Origin of the sequence: Actinoplanes sp. NPDC026670 (assembly GCF_040638175.1) — a bacterium.
In the GTDB taxonomy this organism is placed as follows: Bacteria; Actinomycetota; Actinomycetes; order Mycobacteriales; family Micromonosporaceae; genus Actinoplanes.
In genome coordinates this window covers 153,098-171,223 of record NZ_JBEZXU010000017.1, presented here as the reverse complement: position 1 = coordinate 171,223, position 18,126 = coordinate 153,098, and the positions used below count along the sequence as shown (strand labels likewise).

The 18,126-nt window shown below is 70.3% G+C and carries 19 protein-coding genes and 1 pseudogene; 12 read left to right on the top strand and 8 right to left on the bottom strand.

Annotation, left to right across the window (positions count from 1 at the left end):
* Positions 1–29: 29 nt before the first annotated feature.
* Positions 30–683, top strand: a complete 654-nt coding sequence (locus AB0E94_RS18995; protein ID WP_360327719.1) for an SRPBCC family protein — start codon at positions 30–32, stop codon at positions 681–683.
* Positions 684–728: 45 nt separating this feature from the next.
* Here AB0E94_RS18995 and AB0E94_RS18990 read toward each other — a convergent pair whose 3' ends face one another.
* A complete protein-coding gene (locus tag AB0E94_RS18990) occupies positions 729–2,495 on the bottom strand; it encodes an ATP-binding protein (RefSeq protein ID WP_360327717.1) in 1,767 nt (588 codons plus the stop codon).
* Between the two features lie 81 nt (positions 2,496–2,576).
* Positions 2,577–2,789 (bottom strand): hypothetical protein, encoded by a 213-nt coding sequence (locus tag AB0E94_RS18985; protein ID WP_317789965.1) that lies wholly within the window; start codon positions 2,787–2,789, stop codon positions 2,577–2,579.
* Between the two features lie 268 nt (positions 2,790–3,057).
* Here AB0E94_RS18985 and AB0E94_RS18980 point away from each other — a divergent pair, with 268 nt between their 5' ends.
* Both AB0E94_RS18980 and AB0E94_RS18975 read left to right on the top strand, forming a co-directional pair.
* Positions 3,058–4,308: a S8 family serine peptidase gene (locus AB0E94_RS18980; RefSeq protein ID WP_360327714.1), complete on the top strand. Its 1,251-nt coding sequence runs from the start codon at positions 3,058–3,060 to the stop codon at positions 4,306–4,308.
* A gap of 124 nt (positions 4,309–4,432) precedes the next feature.
* On the top strand, positions 4,433–4,837 hold the full coding sequence (locus tag AB0E94_RS18975) for a response regulator (RefSeq protein ID WP_360327713.1): 405 nt from the start codon (positions 4,433–4,435) through the stop codon (positions 4,835–4,837).
* Positions 4,838–4,841: 4 nt separating this feature from the next.
* Here the strand turns inward: AB0E94_RS18975 and AB0E94_RS18970 are convergent, their stop codons facing one another.
* Both AB0E94_RS18970 and AB0E94_RS18965 read right to left on the bottom strand, forming a co-directional pair.
* Positions 4,842–5,594, bottom strand: a complete 753-nt coding sequence (locus AB0E94_RS18970) for a class I SAM-dependent methyltransferase (RefSeq protein ID WP_360327711.1) — start codon at positions 5,592–5,594, stop codon at positions 4,842–4,844.
* A gap of 2 nt (positions 5,595–5,596) precedes the next feature.
* Positions 5,597–6,352: an SDR family oxidoreductase gene (locus tag AB0E94_RS18965; protein ID WP_360327708.1), complete on the bottom strand. Its 756-nt coding sequence runs from the start codon at positions 6,350–6,352 to the stop codon at positions 5,597–5,599.
* A 121-nt stretch (positions 6,353–6,473) separates the two neighbouring features.
* Here AB0E94_RS18965 and mshA point away from each other — a divergent pair.
* Positions 6,474–7,794 (top strand): annotated as a pseudogene (gene mshA / locus AB0E94_RS18960) (D-inositol-3-phosphate glycosyltransferase).
* On the top strand, positions 7,788–8,270 hold the full coding sequence (locus tag AB0E94_RS18955; protein ID WP_360327705.1) for a YbjN domain-containing protein: 483 nt from the start codon (positions 7,788–7,790) through the stop codon (positions 8,268–8,270). Before mshA ends, AB0E94_RS18955 begins: the two are co-directional and overlap by 7 nt.
* Positions 8,271–8,922: 652 nt before the next feature.
* Here AB0E94_RS18955 and AB0E94_RS18950 read toward each other — a convergent pair.
* The gene (locus tag AB0E94_RS18950) at positions 8,923–10,164 is read right to left on the bottom strand and encodes an MFS transporter (protein ID WP_360327703.1); all 1,242 of its coding nucleotides are present in this window, start codon (positions 10,162–10,164) and stop codon (positions 8,923–8,925) included.
* A gap of 136 nt (positions 10,165–10,300) precedes the next feature.
* Here AB0E94_RS18950 and AB0E94_RS18945 point away from each other — a divergent pair, with 136 nt between their 5' ends.
* Positions 10,301–11,050 (top strand): phosphoglyceromutase, encoded by a 750-nt coding sequence (locus AB0E94_RS18945; protein ID WP_360327702.1) that lies wholly within the window; start codon positions 10,301–10,303, stop codon positions 11,048–11,050.
* A gap of 69 nt (positions 11,051–11,119) precedes the next feature.
* On the opposite strand, the gene phoU is transcribed toward AB0E94_RS18945, so the two are convergent.
* Positions 11,120–11,785 carry a phosphate signaling complex protein PhoU gene (gene phoU, locus AB0E94_RS18940; RefSeq protein ID WP_360327700.1) on the bottom strand — a complete coding sequence of 222 codons (666 nt, stop codon included), beginning with the start codon at positions 11,783–11,785 and terminating at the stop codon, positions 11,120–11,122.
* Between the two features lie 218 nt (positions 11,786–12,003).
* On the opposite strand from phoU, the gene AB0E94_RS18935 reads away from it, so the two are divergent.
* Together AB0E94_RS18935 and AB0E94_RS18930 are read left to right on the top strand one after the other, a co-directional pair.
* A complete protein-coding gene (locus tag AB0E94_RS18935) occupies positions 12,004–13,260 on the top strand; it encodes an ATP-binding protein (RefSeq protein WP_360327785.1) in 1,257 nt (418 codons plus the stop codon).
* Positions 13,261–13,289: 29 nt separating this feature from the next.
* Positions 13,290–13,973, top strand: a complete 684-nt coding sequence (locus AB0E94_RS18930; protein ID WP_093619604.1) for a response regulator transcription factor — start codon at positions 13,290–13,292, stop codon at positions 13,971–13,973.
* Between the two features lie 32 nt (positions 13,974–14,005).
* On the opposite strand, the gene AB0E94_RS18925 is transcribed toward AB0E94_RS18930, so the two are convergent.
* A complete protein-coding gene (locus AB0E94_RS18925; protein WP_360327697.1) occupies positions 14,006–14,833 on the bottom strand; it encodes a hypothetical protein in 828 nt (275 codons plus the stop codon).
* A gap of 85 nt (positions 14,834–14,918) precedes the next feature.
* Between AB0E94_RS18925 and AB0E94_RS18920 the strand changes: the two genes are divergently transcribed.
* Positions 14,919–15,752, top strand: a complete 834-nt coding sequence (locus AB0E94_RS18920) for a sugar phosphate isomerase/epimerase (protein WP_360327694.1) — start codon at positions 14,919–14,921, stop codon at positions 15,750–15,752.
* Between the two features lie 99 nt (positions 15,753–15,851).
* Here the strand turns inward: AB0E94_RS18920 and AB0E94_RS18915 are convergent, their stop codons facing one another.
* Positions 15,852–16,391, bottom strand: a complete 540-nt coding sequence (locus AB0E94_RS18915; RefSeq protein ID WP_360327692.1) for a CGNR zinc finger domain-containing protein — start codon at positions 16,389–16,391, stop codon at positions 15,852–15,854.
* 85 nt (positions 16,392–16,476) lie between these two features.
* Between AB0E94_RS18915 and AB0E94_RS18910 the strand changes: the two genes are divergently transcribed.
* The 3 genes from AB0E94_RS18910 (at position 16,477) to AB0E94_RS18900 (ending at position 18,058) form a co-directional block, all read left to right on the top strand.
* Positions 16,477–17,397, top strand: coding sequence for a proline dehydrogenase family protein (locus AB0E94_RS18910; RefSeq protein WP_360327690.1), 921 nt, complete (start codon positions 16,477–16,479; stop codon positions 17,395–17,397).
* Positions 17,398–17,581: 184 nt separating this feature from the next.
* Positions 17,582–17,794 carry a helix-turn-helix domain-containing protein gene (locus tag AB0E94_RS18905; RefSeq protein ID WP_014447695.1) on the top strand — a complete coding sequence of 71 codons (213 nt, stop codon included), beginning with the start codon at positions 17,582–17,584 and terminating at the stop codon, positions 17,792–17,794.
* 162 nt (positions 17,795–17,956) lie between these two features.
* Positions 17,957–18,058, top strand: coding sequence for an AURKAIP1/COX24 domain-containing protein (locus AB0E94_RS18900; RefSeq protein WP_007465623.1), 102 nt, complete (start codon positions 17,957–17,959; stop codon positions 18,056–18,058).
* Positions 18,059–18,126: the final 68 nt, after the last annotated feature.

Here is an 18,126-nt window from a genome sequence, read left to right as displayed (position 1 = left end):
TGCCAGCACTTCAGCATGGGAGAGTTGCGATGAGCATGGTTCAGCAGGCTATCGAGGTCAGCGCGCCCGTCCACACGGTGTACGAGCAGCTCGCGGCGTTCGAGAACTACCCGCGTTTCATGACCGGTGTGCGGCAGGTGACGTCGATCGGCGCCGACCAGACCCACTGGATCATGGACGTCGACGGCAAGCGGCGCGAGTTCGACGCCCAGATCATCGAGCGGTCGCCTGATGAACGGGTCTCCTGGTCGACCATGGAGGGCCCGCTGCTCGCCGAGACGATCACACTGCGCCCGATGGGTGAGGCGAAGACCCAGATCGTCGCCCAGCTGGAGGCCGACATCGCCTTCCTCATGCCGAGCGACAGGCACGGCCAGGAGTCGCTGAACCGCCGCCTCAAGGCCGACCTGACCACGTTCAAGGGCCTGGTGGAGAGTGGCGTGCTCGGCGGCCGGCCGATCCCGCACGGCGGCGCCAGCACCAAACCGCTGGGGCTGCTCCCCGGCGCGGACACCCCGTCACCGGCCGCGGTGGCCGCGCGCATCCGCAACCGGAACACCCCGGCGCCGAGCCCGGGCGCGGGCTGGGACACCGGCGTCGCCGGCACCGCCCGGATGGGTGGCCGTACCGCCGGGGCCGACATGTGGGGCAACGGCATGATCAACGAAGAAGAGCGCGGATAGGCGCCCTCGCACCGGGCCCGGGACGCACGGCGTCTCGGGCCTTTTTCATGCGCTGGCCGGGGCTGCTTCCAGGGTGACCAGCAGCCGGGCGCCGCGGGGCTCGGCGTGCTCGTAGCGGACCGTCCCGCCGTTCGCCTCGACCAGGTGCCGGACGATGAACAGCCCGAGCCCGGCGCCCCGGATGAACCGGCCGAACAGGTTGGGCAGCACGTCCTCGGGGATGCCGGCGCCGCTGTCCTGCACGGCCAGCCGTACCGTCCCGGGGCCGCCCCGCTCGGCCCGGATGTGGATCGGCGGGGCTCCGTGGCTCAGCGCGTTCTTCAGCAGGTTCTCCACCACGACCGTCAGGTGCCCGCGGTCGGCCAGCGCGGCCAGCTCCTCGTCGATGACGATCTCGACGTCGCCGGTGCCGATGGCGGTGCCGCAGGCCGCCTCGACCACCTCCAGCAGCGGGACCGGCACCCGGCGGGCGGTGACCGTGCCGGTGTCCAGCCGGAACAGCAGCTGGAGGTCGTTCATCATCTTGATCAGCCGGCGGGTGTTCTTGTCGATCTTCGTGGCCAGTTCGAGCCGGATGTCGTCGGGCAGGTCGGCCCAGTCGGCGCAGAGCAACTCGGCGAGGCTGGCGATGGAGCTGATCGGCTGGGCCACGTCGTGGGTCAGCATCGACGTCAGGTCGTTCTTGAAGGCCAGGGCCGCGGCCAGGTCGGCGTTGCCGCGCTCGAGTTCGGCGGCGTGCTCGGTGAGTGCCTCCTCGGCCTGCTTGCGCTCGGCGATGTCGATGTAGGTGGCCACGTACCCGCGGGTCGCGCCGGCCGCGTCCGGGATGGCCGCCATGGTGGCGAGCACCGGCACGTCGGTGCCGTCGGCGCGGGGCAGAAGCCAATCGCCGCCGGTGCCCGGCGGGGGCAGCGGCGGCGAGTCGGCGGGTGGACCGTCGTGTCCGGTGAGTTCCCGCCAGCGGCGGTTGACGTCGATCACCCGGTAGTTGGCGTCGAGGACCATGACCGCTTCGTTCATCGATTGGAGCAGCGTCTGCGCGAAGTCCTGCCGTTCCTCCAGCTCGGCCACCAGGTGCTGTTGTCGCTGGTCGGCGTCGTCCAGGCTGCGGACCAGATAGGCCAGCAGGGCCAGCAGGGCGAGGGCGGCGAGGATCACGCCGGTGCTCACCGCGGCCACCGGACTGCTCTCCCGGGTCTGCGCGGCGAAGGCGCTGACCAGGGCGGCGACCACGGGGGCGGCGATCAGGGCGGGGGCCAGGCGGCGTACCGCGGCACGCGGCCCGGACTTGTCGAGAGTGTGCATCGGCCCGGTCTCGGGGCGGGCCAGGATGGTGCCGACGGCCAGCAGGAGCAGCGCGCCGGCCAGGGCGGGCGGCATCACGCTGTCCGGTTCCTCGCCGGGTGGAAAGGTCGCGTCGAAGAGCCGGGGCACCAGGGCCACCAGGGCGATGATCGCGGAGCCGAGCAGCAGCGGGTCGGCGACCCGGAAGGCGATGCCGCCGTTGCGGCGGGGCACGCGCAGGTCGAGGCAGGCCAGAGCCAGCCCGGAGAGGGCGATGGCGACCGCCGAGGCGGGGTGGGTCCCGAGGTTGGCGGCGCCCACGCCGGTGGCGGCGAGCGCGAGAAGCGCCGCCGCCCCGGCGCGGAGCCGGCCGGTCCGTCTACCGGTGGCCGGGACCACCTGGAGCAGGAGGGCGACGCCGGCCGGAATCAGGGCCGGCGCCGGCCCGGGGTGGAACGTGTGCAGGACGCCGAAGACGGCGACCGTGACTCCGGCGCACCCGGCGGTCAGCCGGGACAACCTGCCCACGTCGTGCGCCGTGATATGCACAAATACCCCCAAGACGTGAGGGAAAGAGCATAACGCGCGCTACCCGGGGTGAGCGGTTGGTTACTTGCCCGCCCAGTCGAAGCCGTCCTCCAGGCGGATCTTGCTGGCCACCTTGGCGATGTCGGCCCGGTGACGGTTGGCGTGGTGCCCGCAGAAGGCCAGGTCCCCACCACTGGTCAGGACGACCTCCAGCTTGGCGGCCGCCCCACAACGATCGCAGCGCTCGGACATCTCGCCGACGGTGTCGATCTCGGGCGACAGCAGTGCGGTCATATCGCTCTCCTAGTGGCTCGCGGTGTCTCGGTGGGGTGCTTCGGTGGCGGTACAGCGGTCCTGACAGCGAGAAATTCGGCCCTCCGCCCGGTCGGCTTAGAGGTTCGCGGTGTGACTCTGGCGGCCCGAATTGTGCAACCCGGCCACAACCCGGAGGAACCCGGGAGGACAACCTCCCCTCTCCAATATTCCCCTCAGCTGCTTTCGGCATGCCCCCGGGCCGGATTCAAAGACGACCTGAGAACACAACCGAGAGGAACCACCACATATGTTCGGTAACGACGCCCGCCGCCTGGCCATTCGACTGACCGCCGTTGCGAGCGCCGCCACCGCCACCCTCTGGGGTCTGACCGGGCCGGCCGTCGCCGCCCCGGCCGCGCCCGCGGTGGGAACCATCTCCGGGGCCGGCGCCGAGGGCGCCATCCCGGGCAGCTACATCGTGGTGCTGAAGCCCGGCACGCCGGCCGCCGACCGGGTCACCGCTACTTCGCAGGAGCTCGTTCAGCGGTACGGCGGCCAGGTCGCCGGCAACTACCTCTCCACGGTCCGCGGCTTCCACCTGGAGGCCACCGCCGGTGAAGCCGCCCGCCTGGCCGCCGACCCGTCCGTCTCGTTCGTCGAGCAGGACGCCGTGGTCGACGGCAAGGCCCTGCCGGCCGCCGCGCCGACCGCCTCGATCACCCAGTCGAAGAAGCCGGCCTGGGGTCTGGACCGGCTCGACCAGCGCTCGCTGCCGCTGTCGAAGTCGTACACCTACAAGCCGGCCTCGGCGGTCACCGCCTACGTGATCGACACCGGTGTCCGTACCAGCCACAAGGAGTTCGGTGGCCGCGCCACCAGCGGCTGGGACTTCGTCGACAACGACGCCAAGGCGAACGACTGCCACGGCCACGGTACCCACGTCGCCGGCACGATCGGCGGCGCCACCTACGGCGTGGCCAAGGACGTCAAGATCGTCGCGCTGCGGGTGCTCGGCTGTGACGGCTCCGGCTCGTTCTCCGACTTCATCGCCGCCGTCGACTGGGTCACCTCGCACGCCCAGCTGCCCGCGGTGGCCAACATGAGCCTCGGCGGCCCGCGCAGCAAGGCTCTGGACGCCGCCGTCAAGCGCTCCATCGACAAGGGCGTGACCTACGCGATCGCCGCCGGCAACGAGAACGCGAACGGCTGCAAGAGCTCGCCGGCCGCCGCTCCCGACGCGATCACGGTCGGCGCCGTCGACTCCGCCGACCACCGGGCGAAGTTCTCCAACTGGGGCACCTGCCTGGACATCTTCGCCCCGGGTGTGGACATCGTGTCGTCGGCCAAGGGCTCGGACACCGCGACTCAGAAGATGAGCGGCACCTCGATGGCGGCCCCGCACGTCGCCGGCGCGGCCGCCCTGGTCCTGGCCGCGCACCCGGACTGGACGCCCCGCCAGGTCCGGGACGACCTGGTCGCCAACGCCGGTGTCGACCTGGTCAAGGGCTCGCTCAAGGGCGCCCCGAACCGTCTGCTCTACACCGGTCACCTGCTTTGAAACCCGGCTGGCTCTCAGCGCTGTCCGAAGACAGCACTGAGAGCCAGCTTGTTTGAGCGTGAGCCGTACGCCGGGCCTCGGGGGCGGATAGCGTGAGAGCGACCCTAGCCCGAGGAGGACCGAGATGTCCGAGGCGCCGGTCCCCGAGAGGCCGACAATCCTGGTCGTCGACGATGAAGAGGATCTGCGCGACATCATGCGCCGGATGCTGGAGCGCCGCGGGTCGTACACGACGCTGGCCACCGGGGAACCGGACGAGGCCCTCTCGATCGTCCGGGACCACCCCGGCAAGATCGACGTGCTGATCACCGACCTGACCCTGCCCGGCGCCTCCGGCGGTGAGCTGGCCCGGACCATCCGCAACGTCCGGCCCGGGATCGGCGTGGTCTTCGTCTCCGGCCTGCCCAAGGACCACGCGGTCGCCAAGGGCGAGATCACCGAGGACGACATCCTGGTGAAGAAGCCGTTCACCGCGGACGCCCTGCTGTCCGCGGTGCAGGAGGCCCTGGACCGCAAGGACCAGAACTAGGCGCTCAGCCCGGCCAGGGCAGGGTCAGCTCGCCGAGCCGCCACCGGGCCGGGCCGTCGAGCACCGGCCAGCCCTCGTCGCGCATCCGCCGGACCGTGGCCAGCCAGCGCTGCCGCGGCCCGAACGGCGTCGCCTCGGTCTCCCACGCCCGGCCCAGCCCGCGCAGCAGCTCGTGCACCGGATGACCGGGAACGTTGTGGTGGATCAGCGCCTTCGGCAGCCGCTCGGCGAAGACCGCCGGATGCTCCAGCGCCGGCAACCGTGCCGACAGGGTCAGGGTCGACGGCACACCCGCCTCGACGACCGTCCACGTGGCGATCCGGCCCAGCTCGTCGCAGGTGCCCTCGACCAGCAACGCGCCGGTCGCGGTCATCGTCCGCCAGGCCGCCGCCACCTCGTCCTCGGCGTACTGCCGCAGCACGTTGAACGCGCGCACCACCACCGGGGCGAGCCCGGCCAGCTCGAACCCGCCGCGCCGGAACTCCAGCCACGGCGGGTCCGCGAACGGCTGGGCGGCGCTCACCCGTACCGGATCGATCTCCAGACCGACCACCGCGACGTCCGCGCGGACCGCGGCCGCCAGGCGTCCCCGCAATTCCACCGCAGTCACCGGGGTCGCGCCGTAGCCGAGATCGATCACCAGCGGCTGCGCCGCTTCTTTCAAGAGCTCACCGCAGCGGTACGAGATGAAGTTGTCGACGCGCCGGAGCCGGTTGGGATTGGTCGTCCCCCGGGTGATCGCGCCGACCGGCCGCATGCCTACAGCTCCCGGTGGACCTTGTGCTGGGCGGCCTGGGCGATCGGCCGCACCACCAGCCGGTCGACGTTGACGTGCTGGGGCCGGGTGGCGGTCCAGGCGATGCAGTCCGCGATGTCGTCGGCGACCAGCGGCTCCTTGACCCCCGCGTACACGGCGTCGGCCTTGTCCTGGTCGCCGCCGAACCGGTTGACCGCGAACTCGTCGGTCCGCACCATGCCCGGGTCGATCTCGATGACCCGCACCGGACGGCCGGCCAGCTCCAGCCGCAGCGTCCCGACCAGGGCGGTCTCGGCGTGCTTGGCGGCCACGTAGCCGCCGCCACCCTCGTAGGGCGTGAAGGCCGCCGTCGACCCGACCGTCACGATCGTGCCGCGGCCGCTCGCCTCCAGCGCCGGGAGCAGTGCCTTCGTCACGCGGAGGGTGCCGAGCACGTTCACGTCATACATCCACTGCCAGTCGTCGACCGACCCGGTCGCGACCGGATCCACGCCGCGCGCCCCGCCCGCGTTGTTGACCAGCAGGGTCACCGGGCCACCGAGCGCGGTCACCGCCGTGGCCAGGCCGGCCACCGAGTCGTCCGAGGTGACGTCGCACTCGACCGCCGTGGCGGTCTCCCCGATCTCCTTGACCAGCGCTTCCAGCCGGTCGGCCCGCCGGGCCGCGACGACGACGTGGAATCCCTCCCGGGCCAGCCGGCGGGCCGTGGCCGCGCCGATCCCGCTGGACGCCCCGGTGACAACCGCGATGTTCTGCATGCCCCGATTCTGGGCCATCCGGAGGAACGTCCCACGCGATCAATGACCTGGATCACCCCGGGTCGGCTGAGTGGTGGTTCCGCGGACGCCGATGGGGAAGATGAACGTTGGCGCAACAAGCATGTTGCGAAACTGATACGGAGGGAGTCAGCGTGGCTGATCTACGGGCCGGTAGCCGATGGCCGACGCCCCGCCGGATCGCGACCCTCTCCGTGCACACGTCGCCGCTGGAGCAGCCGGGCACGGGCGACGCCGGCGGTATGAACGTGTACATCGTCGAGATCGCCAAACGCCTGGCCGAGCGCGGTGTCGAGGTGGAGATCTTCACCCGGGCCACCGCCGGTGACCTGCCCCCGGTGGTGGAGATGGCGCCCGGGGTCCATGTGCGGCACGTGACCGCCGGGCCCTATGAGGGGCTGGCCAAGGAGGAGCTGCCCGCCCAGCTGTGCGCCTTCACCAACGGCGTGCTCCGGGCCGAGGCCGCGCACCCGCCGGGCCACTACGACCTGCTGCACTCGCACTACTGGCTCTCCGGTCAGGTCGGCTGGCTGGCCCGGGAGCGCTGGGGCGTGCCGCACGTGCACACCGCGCACACCCTGGCCAAGGTCAAGAACAGGTTCATCGCGGCCGGCGACCGGCCCGAGCCGAAGGCCCGGGTGATCGGTGAGGAGCAGGTGGTGGCCGCCTCGGACCGCCTGGTGGCGAACACCGACTTCGAGGCGCAGGACCTGATCACCCACTACGGCGCCGATCCGTCGCTGGTCAGCGTGGTGCAGCCGGGCGTCGACCTGCGGCGGTTCCGGCCCGGCGCGGCCGACCGGGCCCGGTTCGGCCTGCCCGAGCACGGCCGGATCGTCGCGTTCGTCGGCCGGATCCAGCCGCTCAAGGCGCCCGACGTACTGATCGCCGCGCTGGCCGAGATGAGCCCGGGCACCACGCTGGTGATCTGCGGCGGCCCGAGCGGCAGCGGTCTGGACCGGCCGACCGCCCTGATCGAGCTGGCCGCCACTCTCGGCGTGGCCGGTTCGGTGGTGTTCCTGCCGCCGCAGACGGGTGACGACCTGGCCGCCCTCTACCGGGCCGCCGACCTGGTCGCCGTCCCGTCCTACAACGAGTCCTTCGGCCTGGTCGCGCTGGAGGCGCAGGCCTGCGGCACGCCTGTGGTGGCGGCCGCGGTCGGCGGTCTGGTCACCGCGGTGCGTGACGGGGTGAGCGGCCTGCTCGTCGACGGCCACGACCCGCGGGACTGGGCGAAGGTGCTGGACCGGTTGCTCGACGAGCCCGGCCACCGGCACCGGCTGGCCGCCGGGGCGGTCGCCCACGCGTCGCAGTTCTCCTGGGATCGCACCGCCGAGACGCTGTTGCGCGTCTACCGTGACGCGGTGAGCGAGCATCGGGCGCTGATCGCGGCGCGACTCGAGGGGGCGTCCTGCGCATGGTGACCGAGCTGATCGAGCGGGTCCTGACCGAGCGGGAGCTGGAGTGGGAGGCCACCGGCGCGAGCTCCTATGTGGTCTCGCTGCCCGGCGCCCACAAGCTGAAGACGGCCTGCAACCTGATCGTCGGGGAGCACTCGCTGCGGATCGAGTCGTTCGTGATGCGCCGGCCGGACGAGCGGCACGAGGACCTCTGGGCGTGGCTGCTGCGCCGCAACGCCCGGATGTACGGGGTGGCCTTCTCGATCGACACCGCCGGTGACGTCTACCTGACCGGCCGGGTGTCGCTCAAGGGCCTGGACGAGGACGAGCTGGACCGGTTGCTCGGGTCGGTGCTGACGTATGCCGACGAGTCCTTCGACACGATGCTGGAGATCGGGTTCGGGTCGTCGATCCGCCGGGAGTGGGAGTGGCGGGTCAGCCGGGGCGAGTCGACGGCCAACCTGCAGGCGTTCAAGCACCTGGTCGAGCGGACCGACTAGCAGTTTATTGATCATCTAGAGCGGTCTATCCGTACCGGATGGTCCATTGTGGCCCGCCGGTGCGGGAATCGTGTGCCAATCCGTCGATGTGTGGATCGTGCCGCCGCTGGGTACTGGCAGTCTCCTGGCGATGTGCTGAGGATTCCCTGGAGCCTCTGGGCGGCTGGTTCGATGGCGGTCTAGACTCGCGCGCCATTTGCCGGAGCCTGGTTACCGAACAGTAGTTGTCGTGTTTTCTTCCCGACTGACAAACCCGGAAGAGTGATTGGTGGCTCGTCCGATCGGTTGGTTGTTGGTGAATGTGACGGTTGAGACAGATGTCGACACGATTTTTGGTTGTGAGGCTTGCATGGCCCAACTAGCGTGGTCGATGGACGCCGAGCCGTCAGTTCGGGGAACGGGTCGATCAGCAATGATCGCCACGGATCGGCGTTTGGGGACGGGTGGCATGAGCCGTTGGGGGACGGCGCGACCCGAGACCGGCGGTAAGTGCGGACGGCGCCTATGGGGATGGGTGTCGTCCGCCGCCGCCGGCGCTTTTGTTTCCGGCTTGTTTCTGCTGTTCACTTATTGGACACACCCGGAGCATTGTCTATCGACGGCGTCCGTCTAATGGCGTGAGAGCCACCGGAATCCGATTTCCCGGGCGGAGTCAGGCGGCTGTCGCCGAGCGTTCCGACTCCTCCTCTTGCGCGAGCCGCAGCCGCATCGCCTGCCGGGCCCGTGCCGGACCGGCCAGCAACTGACCCGCCGCGACGAGGGCGCACAGCACGAAGCATCCGCCCCACAGGACGGCGTCGCCGGCCCGCTGAAGGACCAGGCCGCCCAGGATCGGGGCCAGCGCCGTCCCGGCCGACCAGGAGAGCGAGTTCAGGCCCTGGTAACGGCCACGCAGCGCGGGCGGGGAGAGGGCCGCCACGGTGGCCGCGTTGCTGGGGGACTGGAGCATCTCGCCCAGGGTCCAGATCAGCACCGTCACCGCGTACATGATCGGGGTCTCGGCGAGGGCGACCAGCCCGAACCCGGACCCGACCAGCAACGCCGCCACCGCCAGGACCTTCGCGCTGTCCCGGCCCTCGATCAGTTTCGGGACGAAGAGCTGGCCGGAGACGATCAGGACGCCGTTCACCGCGATCACCGTGCCGTAGGTGGCCGCAGTGTGCCCGTCGGCCAGCATGCTGATCGGCAGCGTCGACAGGTGCTGGAGGATGACCAGCACCGAGATGAAGCTGAGCAGCAGGTAGACGGCGAAGTGACGGTCCCGCAGCGCGGTGCCGAGCCCGCCCGGCGCCGCCCTGCGCCCGGTGGTCCGGGCCGGCCGGGTCTCGGCCAGGAAGATCGCCGTGATGGTCGCGGTGATCAGGGTGGTGGCCGCGTCGGCGCCGAAGAGCAGCAGGTAGTCGACCTGCGCCGCGAAGCCCGCGAGGATCGCCGCGACCGCGAAGCCGAGGTTGACCGCCCAGTAGTTCAGCGAGAACGCCCGGACCCGGTCCTGTTCCGGCACCACGTCGATCATCATGGCCGAGAAGGCCGGCCGGACCGCCTCGGCGAACAACCCGAGCAGCAGGGTCGCCACGGCGATCTGCGGGTAGGTCCGGGCCAGGCCCAGGGCGAGCATCAGCGCGGCCGCGCCGAACTGGGCCACCAGCATGGTCGGGCGGCGGCCCCAGCGGTCGGCCAGCACGCCGCCGCCCAGGGTGCCGATCGCGCCGCCGACGCCGTACAGGCCCAGGACCAGACCGGCCTGACTCTGCGAGAAGCCCCGCTCCGAGGTCAGGTAGATGCTCAGGAACAGCACCGCGAACGAGCCGACCCGGTTGATCAGGGTGCCGGCCCACAGGAACCAGAACTGCCGGGGCAGCCCACCGGCGGCCTGCCGTAACCAACCTCGCACGATCGTCTCCCCGTAAGTAGTCGGCGGGGTTTATTCCCTTACATCTACGGATCTTCCGCAAGCGGGTTTCGGTGTGGCGGCGGACACGTGCCGGGTGGCCGGTACAGCGGGCCGGAGCTCGGGGGAAGATGTGGTCATGACTGGAACCCTGGTGCTGCTGCGACACGGCAACAGCGAGTGGAACGCCAAGAACCTCTTCACCGGCTGGGTCGACGTGGACCTGGACGCCAAGGGTGAGGACGAGGCCCGGCGCGGCGGCGAACTTCTCAAGGAGCAGGGGGTGCTGCCCGACGTGGTGCACACCAGCCTTCTTCGGCGTGCGATCCGGACCAGTGAGATCGCGCTGCACATCACCGACCGGCACTGGATCCCGGTGAAGCGTCACTGGCGGCTCAACGAGCGCCACTACGGCGCCCTGCAGGGCAAGGACAAGAAGCAGACCTTGGAGACGTACGGCGAGGAGCAGTTCATGCTCTGGCGCCGTTCGTACGACGTGCCGCCGCCCCCGATCGAGGACGGCTCCGAGTTCTCCCAGGCCGGCGACGCGCGCTACGCGGACCTGGCGCCGGAGATCCTGCCGAAGGCGGAGTGCCTGAAGGACGTGCTGGAGCGGGCCCTGCCGTACTGGTACGACGCGATCGTCCCGGACCTGCGCGCCGGTAAGACGGTGCTGGTGGCGGCGCACGGCAACTCGCTGCGCGCCATCGTCAAGCACCTCGACGACGTCTCCGACGAGGCGATCGCCGGCCTGAACATCCCGACCGGCATCCCGCTGCGCTACGACCTGGACGAGAACCTCCGCCCGATCACCGCGGGCGGCACCTACCTCGACCCGGTCGCCGCCAAGGAGGCCGCCGCCGCGGTCGCCGCCCAGGGCCGCAAGTAAGACGAAGGCCGGGACACCCCCGTGGTGTCCCGGCCTCCGGATCTCCTGGCTCGCGCGCCGGAGATCGGATCAGTCCTCGGATTCCTCCGCCTGGCCGACGGTCTCGCCGGTGATCAGGTAGATGAGGTGCTCGCCGATGTTGACCGCGTGGTCGGCGTAGCGCTCGTAGAAACGGCCCAGCAGGGCACCGTCGATCGCGGTCTCCGCCCCGTACGGCCAGTCGTCGGCCAGCATGATCTTGAACAACTTGCGCTCGAGGTCGTCGATCGCGTCGTCGTCCTTCTCCAACTGCGCTGCCTGTGCCGCGTTCGGCTTCGCCAGCAGCTCGGTGATCTGCTCGGCCATGTGGTCGGCGACCTCGGCCATGCCCTTGAAGGTGGGGCGCAGCTCGGCCGGGACGGCCGGGGACGGGTGCCGGCGGGCCGCGGTCTTGGCCACGTGCTCGGCCAGGTCGCCCATCCGTTCCAGGTCGGCGCCGATGTGCAGGGCGGTGATGACGCGCCGCAGGTCGGACGCGACAGGCGCCTGCCGGGCGATGGTGTCGGCCACCTTCAGCTCGACCTGCTCGTAGATGGCGTCGACCTCGGAGTCCCGCTCGATCACCGACTGGGCGGCCTTCAGGTCGGCGGTCAGCAGTGCCGACGTCGCCTTGCGGAGCGCCGCGCGGACGGACTCCGCCATGGTCACGAGCAGGCGGCTCACCTCGACCAGATCGGCCTGGTACTCCTCGCGCATTTCTCAGATCCCTCTTTCGACGGCGTCGGCCGATGGCGTCGGCCGGGTGCGCTGCCCACGCTATGGGCGCGGAACGGCCTCAACATGAACACCGGTGAACGAGGGCGGGCGCAGTGGTGAACATTATTCGACGCGCGCCCGATTTGCCGTAATGGCCCTGTGGTTCAGGTAAACAATGACCCTACGATCGCAGCGTGGAGTGGGAATACGCCGTCGGCATGGTTTCTGCCGCGCTGGCCGTCGGTGTGGGAGCGGGGCTCGCCCTTGCCCGGATCCGCCGGCCGGGCGGAGAGGCTCGGACCGGGGCACCGGAGGGGAGCGCCGCCATCGAACCGGACGACGATCGCCCGGGAGGCAAACACGGCCTCAAGGGGCTCGGACGCAAGAGCCTCGATTCGTTACGGGTGGGAGTCGTCGTCCTCGACGCCGACGATCATCCGGTGCTGGTGAACCCGGCGGCCCGCGCGATGGGCCTGCTGCGTTCCGGTGGAGCGCCGGGCACGATCGCCGCCCATCCGATCCTGCGCACGCTGGCCGGCCAGGTCCGGCGGACCGGGGTGCGCCGGGAGGTGGAGCTCGATCTGCCACGCGGCCGGGCCGGCGGCGGGCACGCCCCGCTCGGCCTGCACCTGCGGGCGGTCGCGCTGAATGCGACACATGTCGCGGTCGAGGCTGCCGACGTGACCGAGTCGCATCGGCTGGCCCGGGTGCGCCGTGACTTCGTGGCGAACGTCAGTCACGAGCTCAAGACCCCGATCGGGGCGCTCCAGCTGCTGGCCGAGGCGCTGCTGGACGCCACCCAGCTGCCCGACGCGGCACCCGAGGCGCAGTCCGAGGACCTGTTGGCCGCCCGCCGGTTCGCCGAGCGCATCCATCACGAGTCGGCTCGGATGGGCCGCCTGGTGAACGAGTTGCTCGAGCTCACCCGGCTACAGGGCGCCGAGCCGCTGCCCAATCCGGAGCCGGTCTCGCTGGACTGGGTGATCGCCGAGGTGATCGACCGGACCAGGACGACGGCTTCGGCGAAGAGCATCGACGTCGCGTACGAGGGGCCGAAAGGCGTCATGGCGTACGGCAACGACAGTCAGTTCGCCACGGCGGTCACCAACCTGGTGGAGAACGCGATCGCGTACTCGGGCGAGAACACCACCGTCTCGCTCACCTTGCGTAACAGTGACGACTGGATCGAGATCGACGTCGCCGACCAGGGCATCGGTATCGCCCCGCAGGACGTCGAGCGGGTCTTCGAGCGGTTCTACCGTGCTGACCAGGCCCGTTCCCGGTCCACCGGCGGCACCGGCCTCGGCCTGGCGATCGTCAAGCACATCGCCACCAACCACGGCGGCCGCGTCGACGTGACCAGTTCACTCGGCGATGGTTCTACGTTCACCCTGCGCCTACCGGCGCGACCCCCCGAGTCCCCCTCGTCGTCACCGACGGCGATTGAGATCGAGTCCGGTGTGGCCGGGCGCTGAGCCCGCCGCCGACGACGGAAGGAACTTCATTGGCCCGCGTGCTCGTGGTCGAGGACGAGGAGTCGTTCTCCGACGCCCTGTCGTACATGCTGCGCAAGGAGGGTTTCGAGGTGTCGGTCGCTGCGACCGGTACCTCCGCCCTGACGCAGTTCGACCGGACCGGTGCCGACATCGTGCTGCTCGACCTCATGCTTCCGGAGATGTCCGGCACCGAGGTCTGCCGTCAGTTGCGGCAGCGCTCGGCGGTCCCGATCATCATGGTCACCGCCCGGGACAGCGAGATCGACAAGGTGGTCGGTCTGGAGATCGGGGCGGACGACTACGTCACGAAGCCGTACTCGCCTCGTGAGCTGGTCGCCCGTATCCGTGCCGTGCTCCGCCGCCAGGGCGCCGACGCGCCCGAGGTCACCACGCCGACCCTGGCCGCCGGCCCGGTGCGGATGGATGTCGAGCGTCACGTCGTCACCGTCGACGGTTCCGGCGTGCAGCTGCCGCTGAAGGAGTTCGAGCTGCTCGAGCTGCTGCTGCGCAACGCCGGCCGGGTGCTCACCCGCGGCCAGCTGATCGACCGGGTCTGGGGCGCCGACTACGTCGGTGACACCAAGACGCTGGACGTGCACGTGAAACGGCTGCGTTCCAAGGTGGAGCCGGAGCCGTCCGCGCCGCGTTACATCGTCACCGTCCGGGGCCTGGGCTACAAGTTCGAGCCGTGATTCACCCTTGTCCCCTGCTAACTAGCATGCGACTATGGTGCGGTCGGGTGACCCGCCCGTGATCGGGTCACCCGACGCTTGGGGTTTGTTGCCTCCGTCGCCGGGTGGACGGCTATCAGACCGGACTTGATGCGGGCCGAGCAGAGTTCGGCGAGGCGGTCATATGCGGCCTCGCCGATCAGCTCGGTCAGCTCCGGCGCGTAGGTGACGTACATCGGCTCGGTCCCCACGTGGGCGTCCGGCGACGATGTGCACCACCAGGCCAGATCGTGCCCGCCCGGCCCCCAGCCGCGCCTGTCGAACTCGCTCAAAGTGGACTGGAGCAGTTTCGTGCCGTCCGGCCGGGTGACCCAGTCCTGCTCGCGGCGGACCGGCAGCTGCCAGCAGACGTCCGGCTTGTACTTGAGCGGGTGCACGCCGTCCCGCAGGGCCTGACCGTGCAGCGCGCAGCCACCGCCGCCGGCGAAATCGGCGTCGTTCAGGAAGACGCACGGGCCGTCGGCGGACTGCGTGGCCGTACGCCGAGCGGGTTTGCTGCCGTCGACGGTGTCCACCTCGGTGTAATTCTTGAACCCGCGCCGGTAGTGCTGCCAGGTCTGCGGGGTGAGCTTGGCGGCGGCCGCCTTCACCCGGTTCTCGTCGTCGGCGTCGGTGAAGAACGCGCCGTGCGAGCAGCAGCCGTCCTCGGCGCGGCCGGGCAGGATGCCCCGGCAGGCGGAGCCGAAGACGCAGGTCCAGCGGGAGAGCAGCCAGGTCAGATCGGCCCGGACCAGGTGTTGCTCGTCGGCGGGATCGAGGAATTCGATCCACTCGCGAGGGAAGTCGAGCGGTACTTCCCGGGGTGGCGTCGCGCGGCTCATCCGGGTCAGCGTACGCCCACCGGTGGATCATGACCGTTTAGAGCTGATATATCCGGCTGGGTGGCGCGCGGCTACGCTGGAGGGCGTGACTTCCCGCGTACCCGTGCTTCTCTCCAGCTCCTCGGTCTTCCCGGAGCCGACGGCGGCGGCGTTCGAGATGGCGGCCACCGTCGGCTACGACGGCCTCGAGGTCATGGTGTGGACCGACGCCGTCAGCCAGGACACCGGTGCCCTCAAGGGACTGGCCGACCACTACGGCGTCCCGGTCCTGTCGGTGCACGCCCCCTGCCTGCTGGTGACCCAGCGGGTGTGGAGCTCCGATCCCTGGGAGCGGCTGACCCGGGCCGCCCAGCTCGCCGAGTCGCTCGGCGCGCCGACCGTGGTGGTGCACCCGCCGTTCCGCTGGCAGGGCGACTACGCCCGTAACTTCGCCGAGGGCCTGGCCAAGGTCCGCGGCCGGCACCCCGACCTGACCTTCGCGGTGGAGAACATGTTCCCGGTCAAGATGGCCGGCCGCTGGGTGGTGCCCTACAACCCCGGCTGGGATCCGACCGAGACCGGCTTCGACGCGTACACGCTTGATCTGTCGCACTGCGCGGCCTCGCGCATCGACGCGTTGGAGATGGCCGACCGGATGGGCGCCGGCCTGCGGCACGTGCACCTCGGCGACGGCACCGGCGAGGGCCGCGACGAGCACCTGGTGCCCGGGCGCGGCAATCAGCCGTGCGCCGAGCTGCTGCGGTCACTGGCCGGGCGCGGGTTCACCGGCTCAGTCGCCCTGGAGATCAACACGCGCAAGGCGGCGAGCCGCCCGGCCCGCGAGGCCGATCTCCGCGAGGCCCTGGAGTTCGCCCGCAAGCACCTGGAGCCGAGCGTGCCTGATGGCCTCGCCTCCGGCTCGGCGGCATTTCGCCCTTGAGCCGGTGTCGACGGCGCTGAAAACGACCACGCTTCGCTAGCCGTTTTCAGTGCCCTCGACACCGGCGGCGAAATGCGCGGTCACGCAGGCTGAGAGCGGTCACGCAGGGGTGAGATCGGCTGCCGCTCGCTTTCGGGCCCGGTGCGCGGCGACGTGCGACCGGGTGGCGCAGCGCTCCGAGCAGAACCGGCGGCAGTTGTTGGACGACGTGTCCAGGTAGACGTTGCCGCACCGCTCGTCGGCGCAGATGCCGAAGCGGGCGCTCCCATACTCGCAGAGCCAGACCGACAGGCCCCAGACGGCGCCGGCCAGGTACTCCGCGCTGACCGAGGAGCCTCGGCTGGTCACGTGCATGTGCCAGTCGCTCGCGTCGTGCCCGGAGATGCGTGGCTGCACCGGATAGGCCTCGAGCAGACCGTTGAGCTCGCGCACCGCCTCGTTGTCCTGCCCGGAGGTGCCGAACTCGAAGACCTCCCGCAGTCGCCGCTGCGCGCGGCGGAACGGGGCCAGGTCCTTCTCGGTGACCTGGTCGCGCATGTATTCCTGCTCGCCGCTGAACAGGGCCCGCAATCCGGCGAGATCGTCCAGACCTGCGTTGACGAGGTCTATCGCCGTACGGGCGTACGCATCGAAGTTCACCCGACAACGGTAGCCGCACCTGACCCGATGGGGCACGTATGTGTTGCCCGGGGTCCGTGCCAGGTCCGGACGTTACGCTCGGCGCATGCTCCGTACCCTGTTTCTCGCCGCGGCCGGATCCGCCCGGCTCGGGCGGCTGGTCGAGTCGGCCCCTGTCAGCCGGGGGATCGTGCAGCGCTTCGTCGCCGGGCCCAGCGCCGACGAGGTTCTGCTGGTCAGCCGCCAGTTCGCCGATGACGGCCTGTCGGTCAGCCTCGACCATCTGAGCGAGGAGACCCGGACGATAGAGCAGGCGGTGGCCACCCGGGACGAGTACGTCACGGTGCTCGGCCGGCTCAAGGGCGCCGGGCTGACGCCGGCGGTCGAGGTCAGCGTCAAACTCTCGGCTCTCGGTCAGCGGATCGACGAGAAATTGGCGTACGAGCACGCGCGCGCCATCTGTGCCGCCGCGGCCGAGGCGGGCACCACGGTGACGCTGGACGCCGAGGATCACAGCACCACCGACGCGACCCTGGAGACCCTGGTCGAGCTGCGCCGGGACTTCCCGTCCACCGGGGCGGCGCTACAGGCCCACCTGCGGCGTACCGAGGGGGACTGTCGTGAGCTGGCGACGGCCGGTTCGCGGGTGCGGCTGTGCAAGGGCGCCTACGCCGAGCCGGAGTCGGTGGCGTTCCAGTCCGCGCTGGATGTCGACAAGTCGTTCGTGCGCTGTCTGAACATCCTGATGGCGGGGGAGGGCTACCCGATGGTGGCGACCCACGACGCGCGGCTGATCGCGATCGCCGAGGACCGGGCGCGCTGGTTCGACAGGTCCACCACGGAGTACGAGTTCCAGATGCTCTACGGGGTCCGCCCGGAGGAGCAGTCCCGGCTGGCCGGCAGCGGGCACACGGTTCGCGTCCATCTGCCGTACGGCGCGGAGTGGTATCCGCATCTGATGCGCCGCCTGGCCGAGCGCCCGGCGAACGTGGGTTTCATGGCCCGTGCCGTCGCTTCTCGGAAATAACGGGCGATACCACCACGGATCCGGCGTGTCGGGCTTGACTTTTTCTGGGCATTTCACGGAACGTATCGCGTTGGTCACAGCCGTATCGATACCGTTCTGATGACACGCACGTCATCCCCGCGGACTTCCGGGACCCTCCGGCCGCTACCACCGCGGAGGATTGCGAAAGGATCGGTGCGACGCGATGACGGGTCCAGCCCAGACCGAGGAACGCCTCTCGGAGGTTCGTTTCCTGACCGTGGCCGAGGTGGCCGCGCTCATGCGGGTTTCCAAGATGACCGTCTACCGGCTCGTGCACGGCGGTGATCTCACAGCTGTCCGGGTCGGTCGTTCGTTCCGGGTGCCCGAGCATGCGGTACACGAGTATCTGCGCGGCGCGTTCTCACAGAGCGCCTGACTCCCGGGGCCGTGTTGGCCCGGCTGGGGCATGCCGGTACGCTGGACCGGTTGGTTCCCGGTCCACGCGTGCCGTTAAGTTGGCGCCGCTGCTCCGGGCGCCGTCCCAGTCCGGTCCCGGCCGTGCGCCGGGCCACCCACATGGTTTCGAGAGGCTTTTCGTATGGGCTCCGTGGTCAAGAAGCGCCGCAAGCGTATGGCGAAGAAGAAGCACCGCAAGCTGCTGCGCAAGACCCGCGTCCAGCGTCGCCGTCTCGGCAAGTGATCGTCGGCCGGGCTGACAGTCCGGCCACCGACGGCACTTGCCAACTGATCGAGGCCGCGCATCGAAGG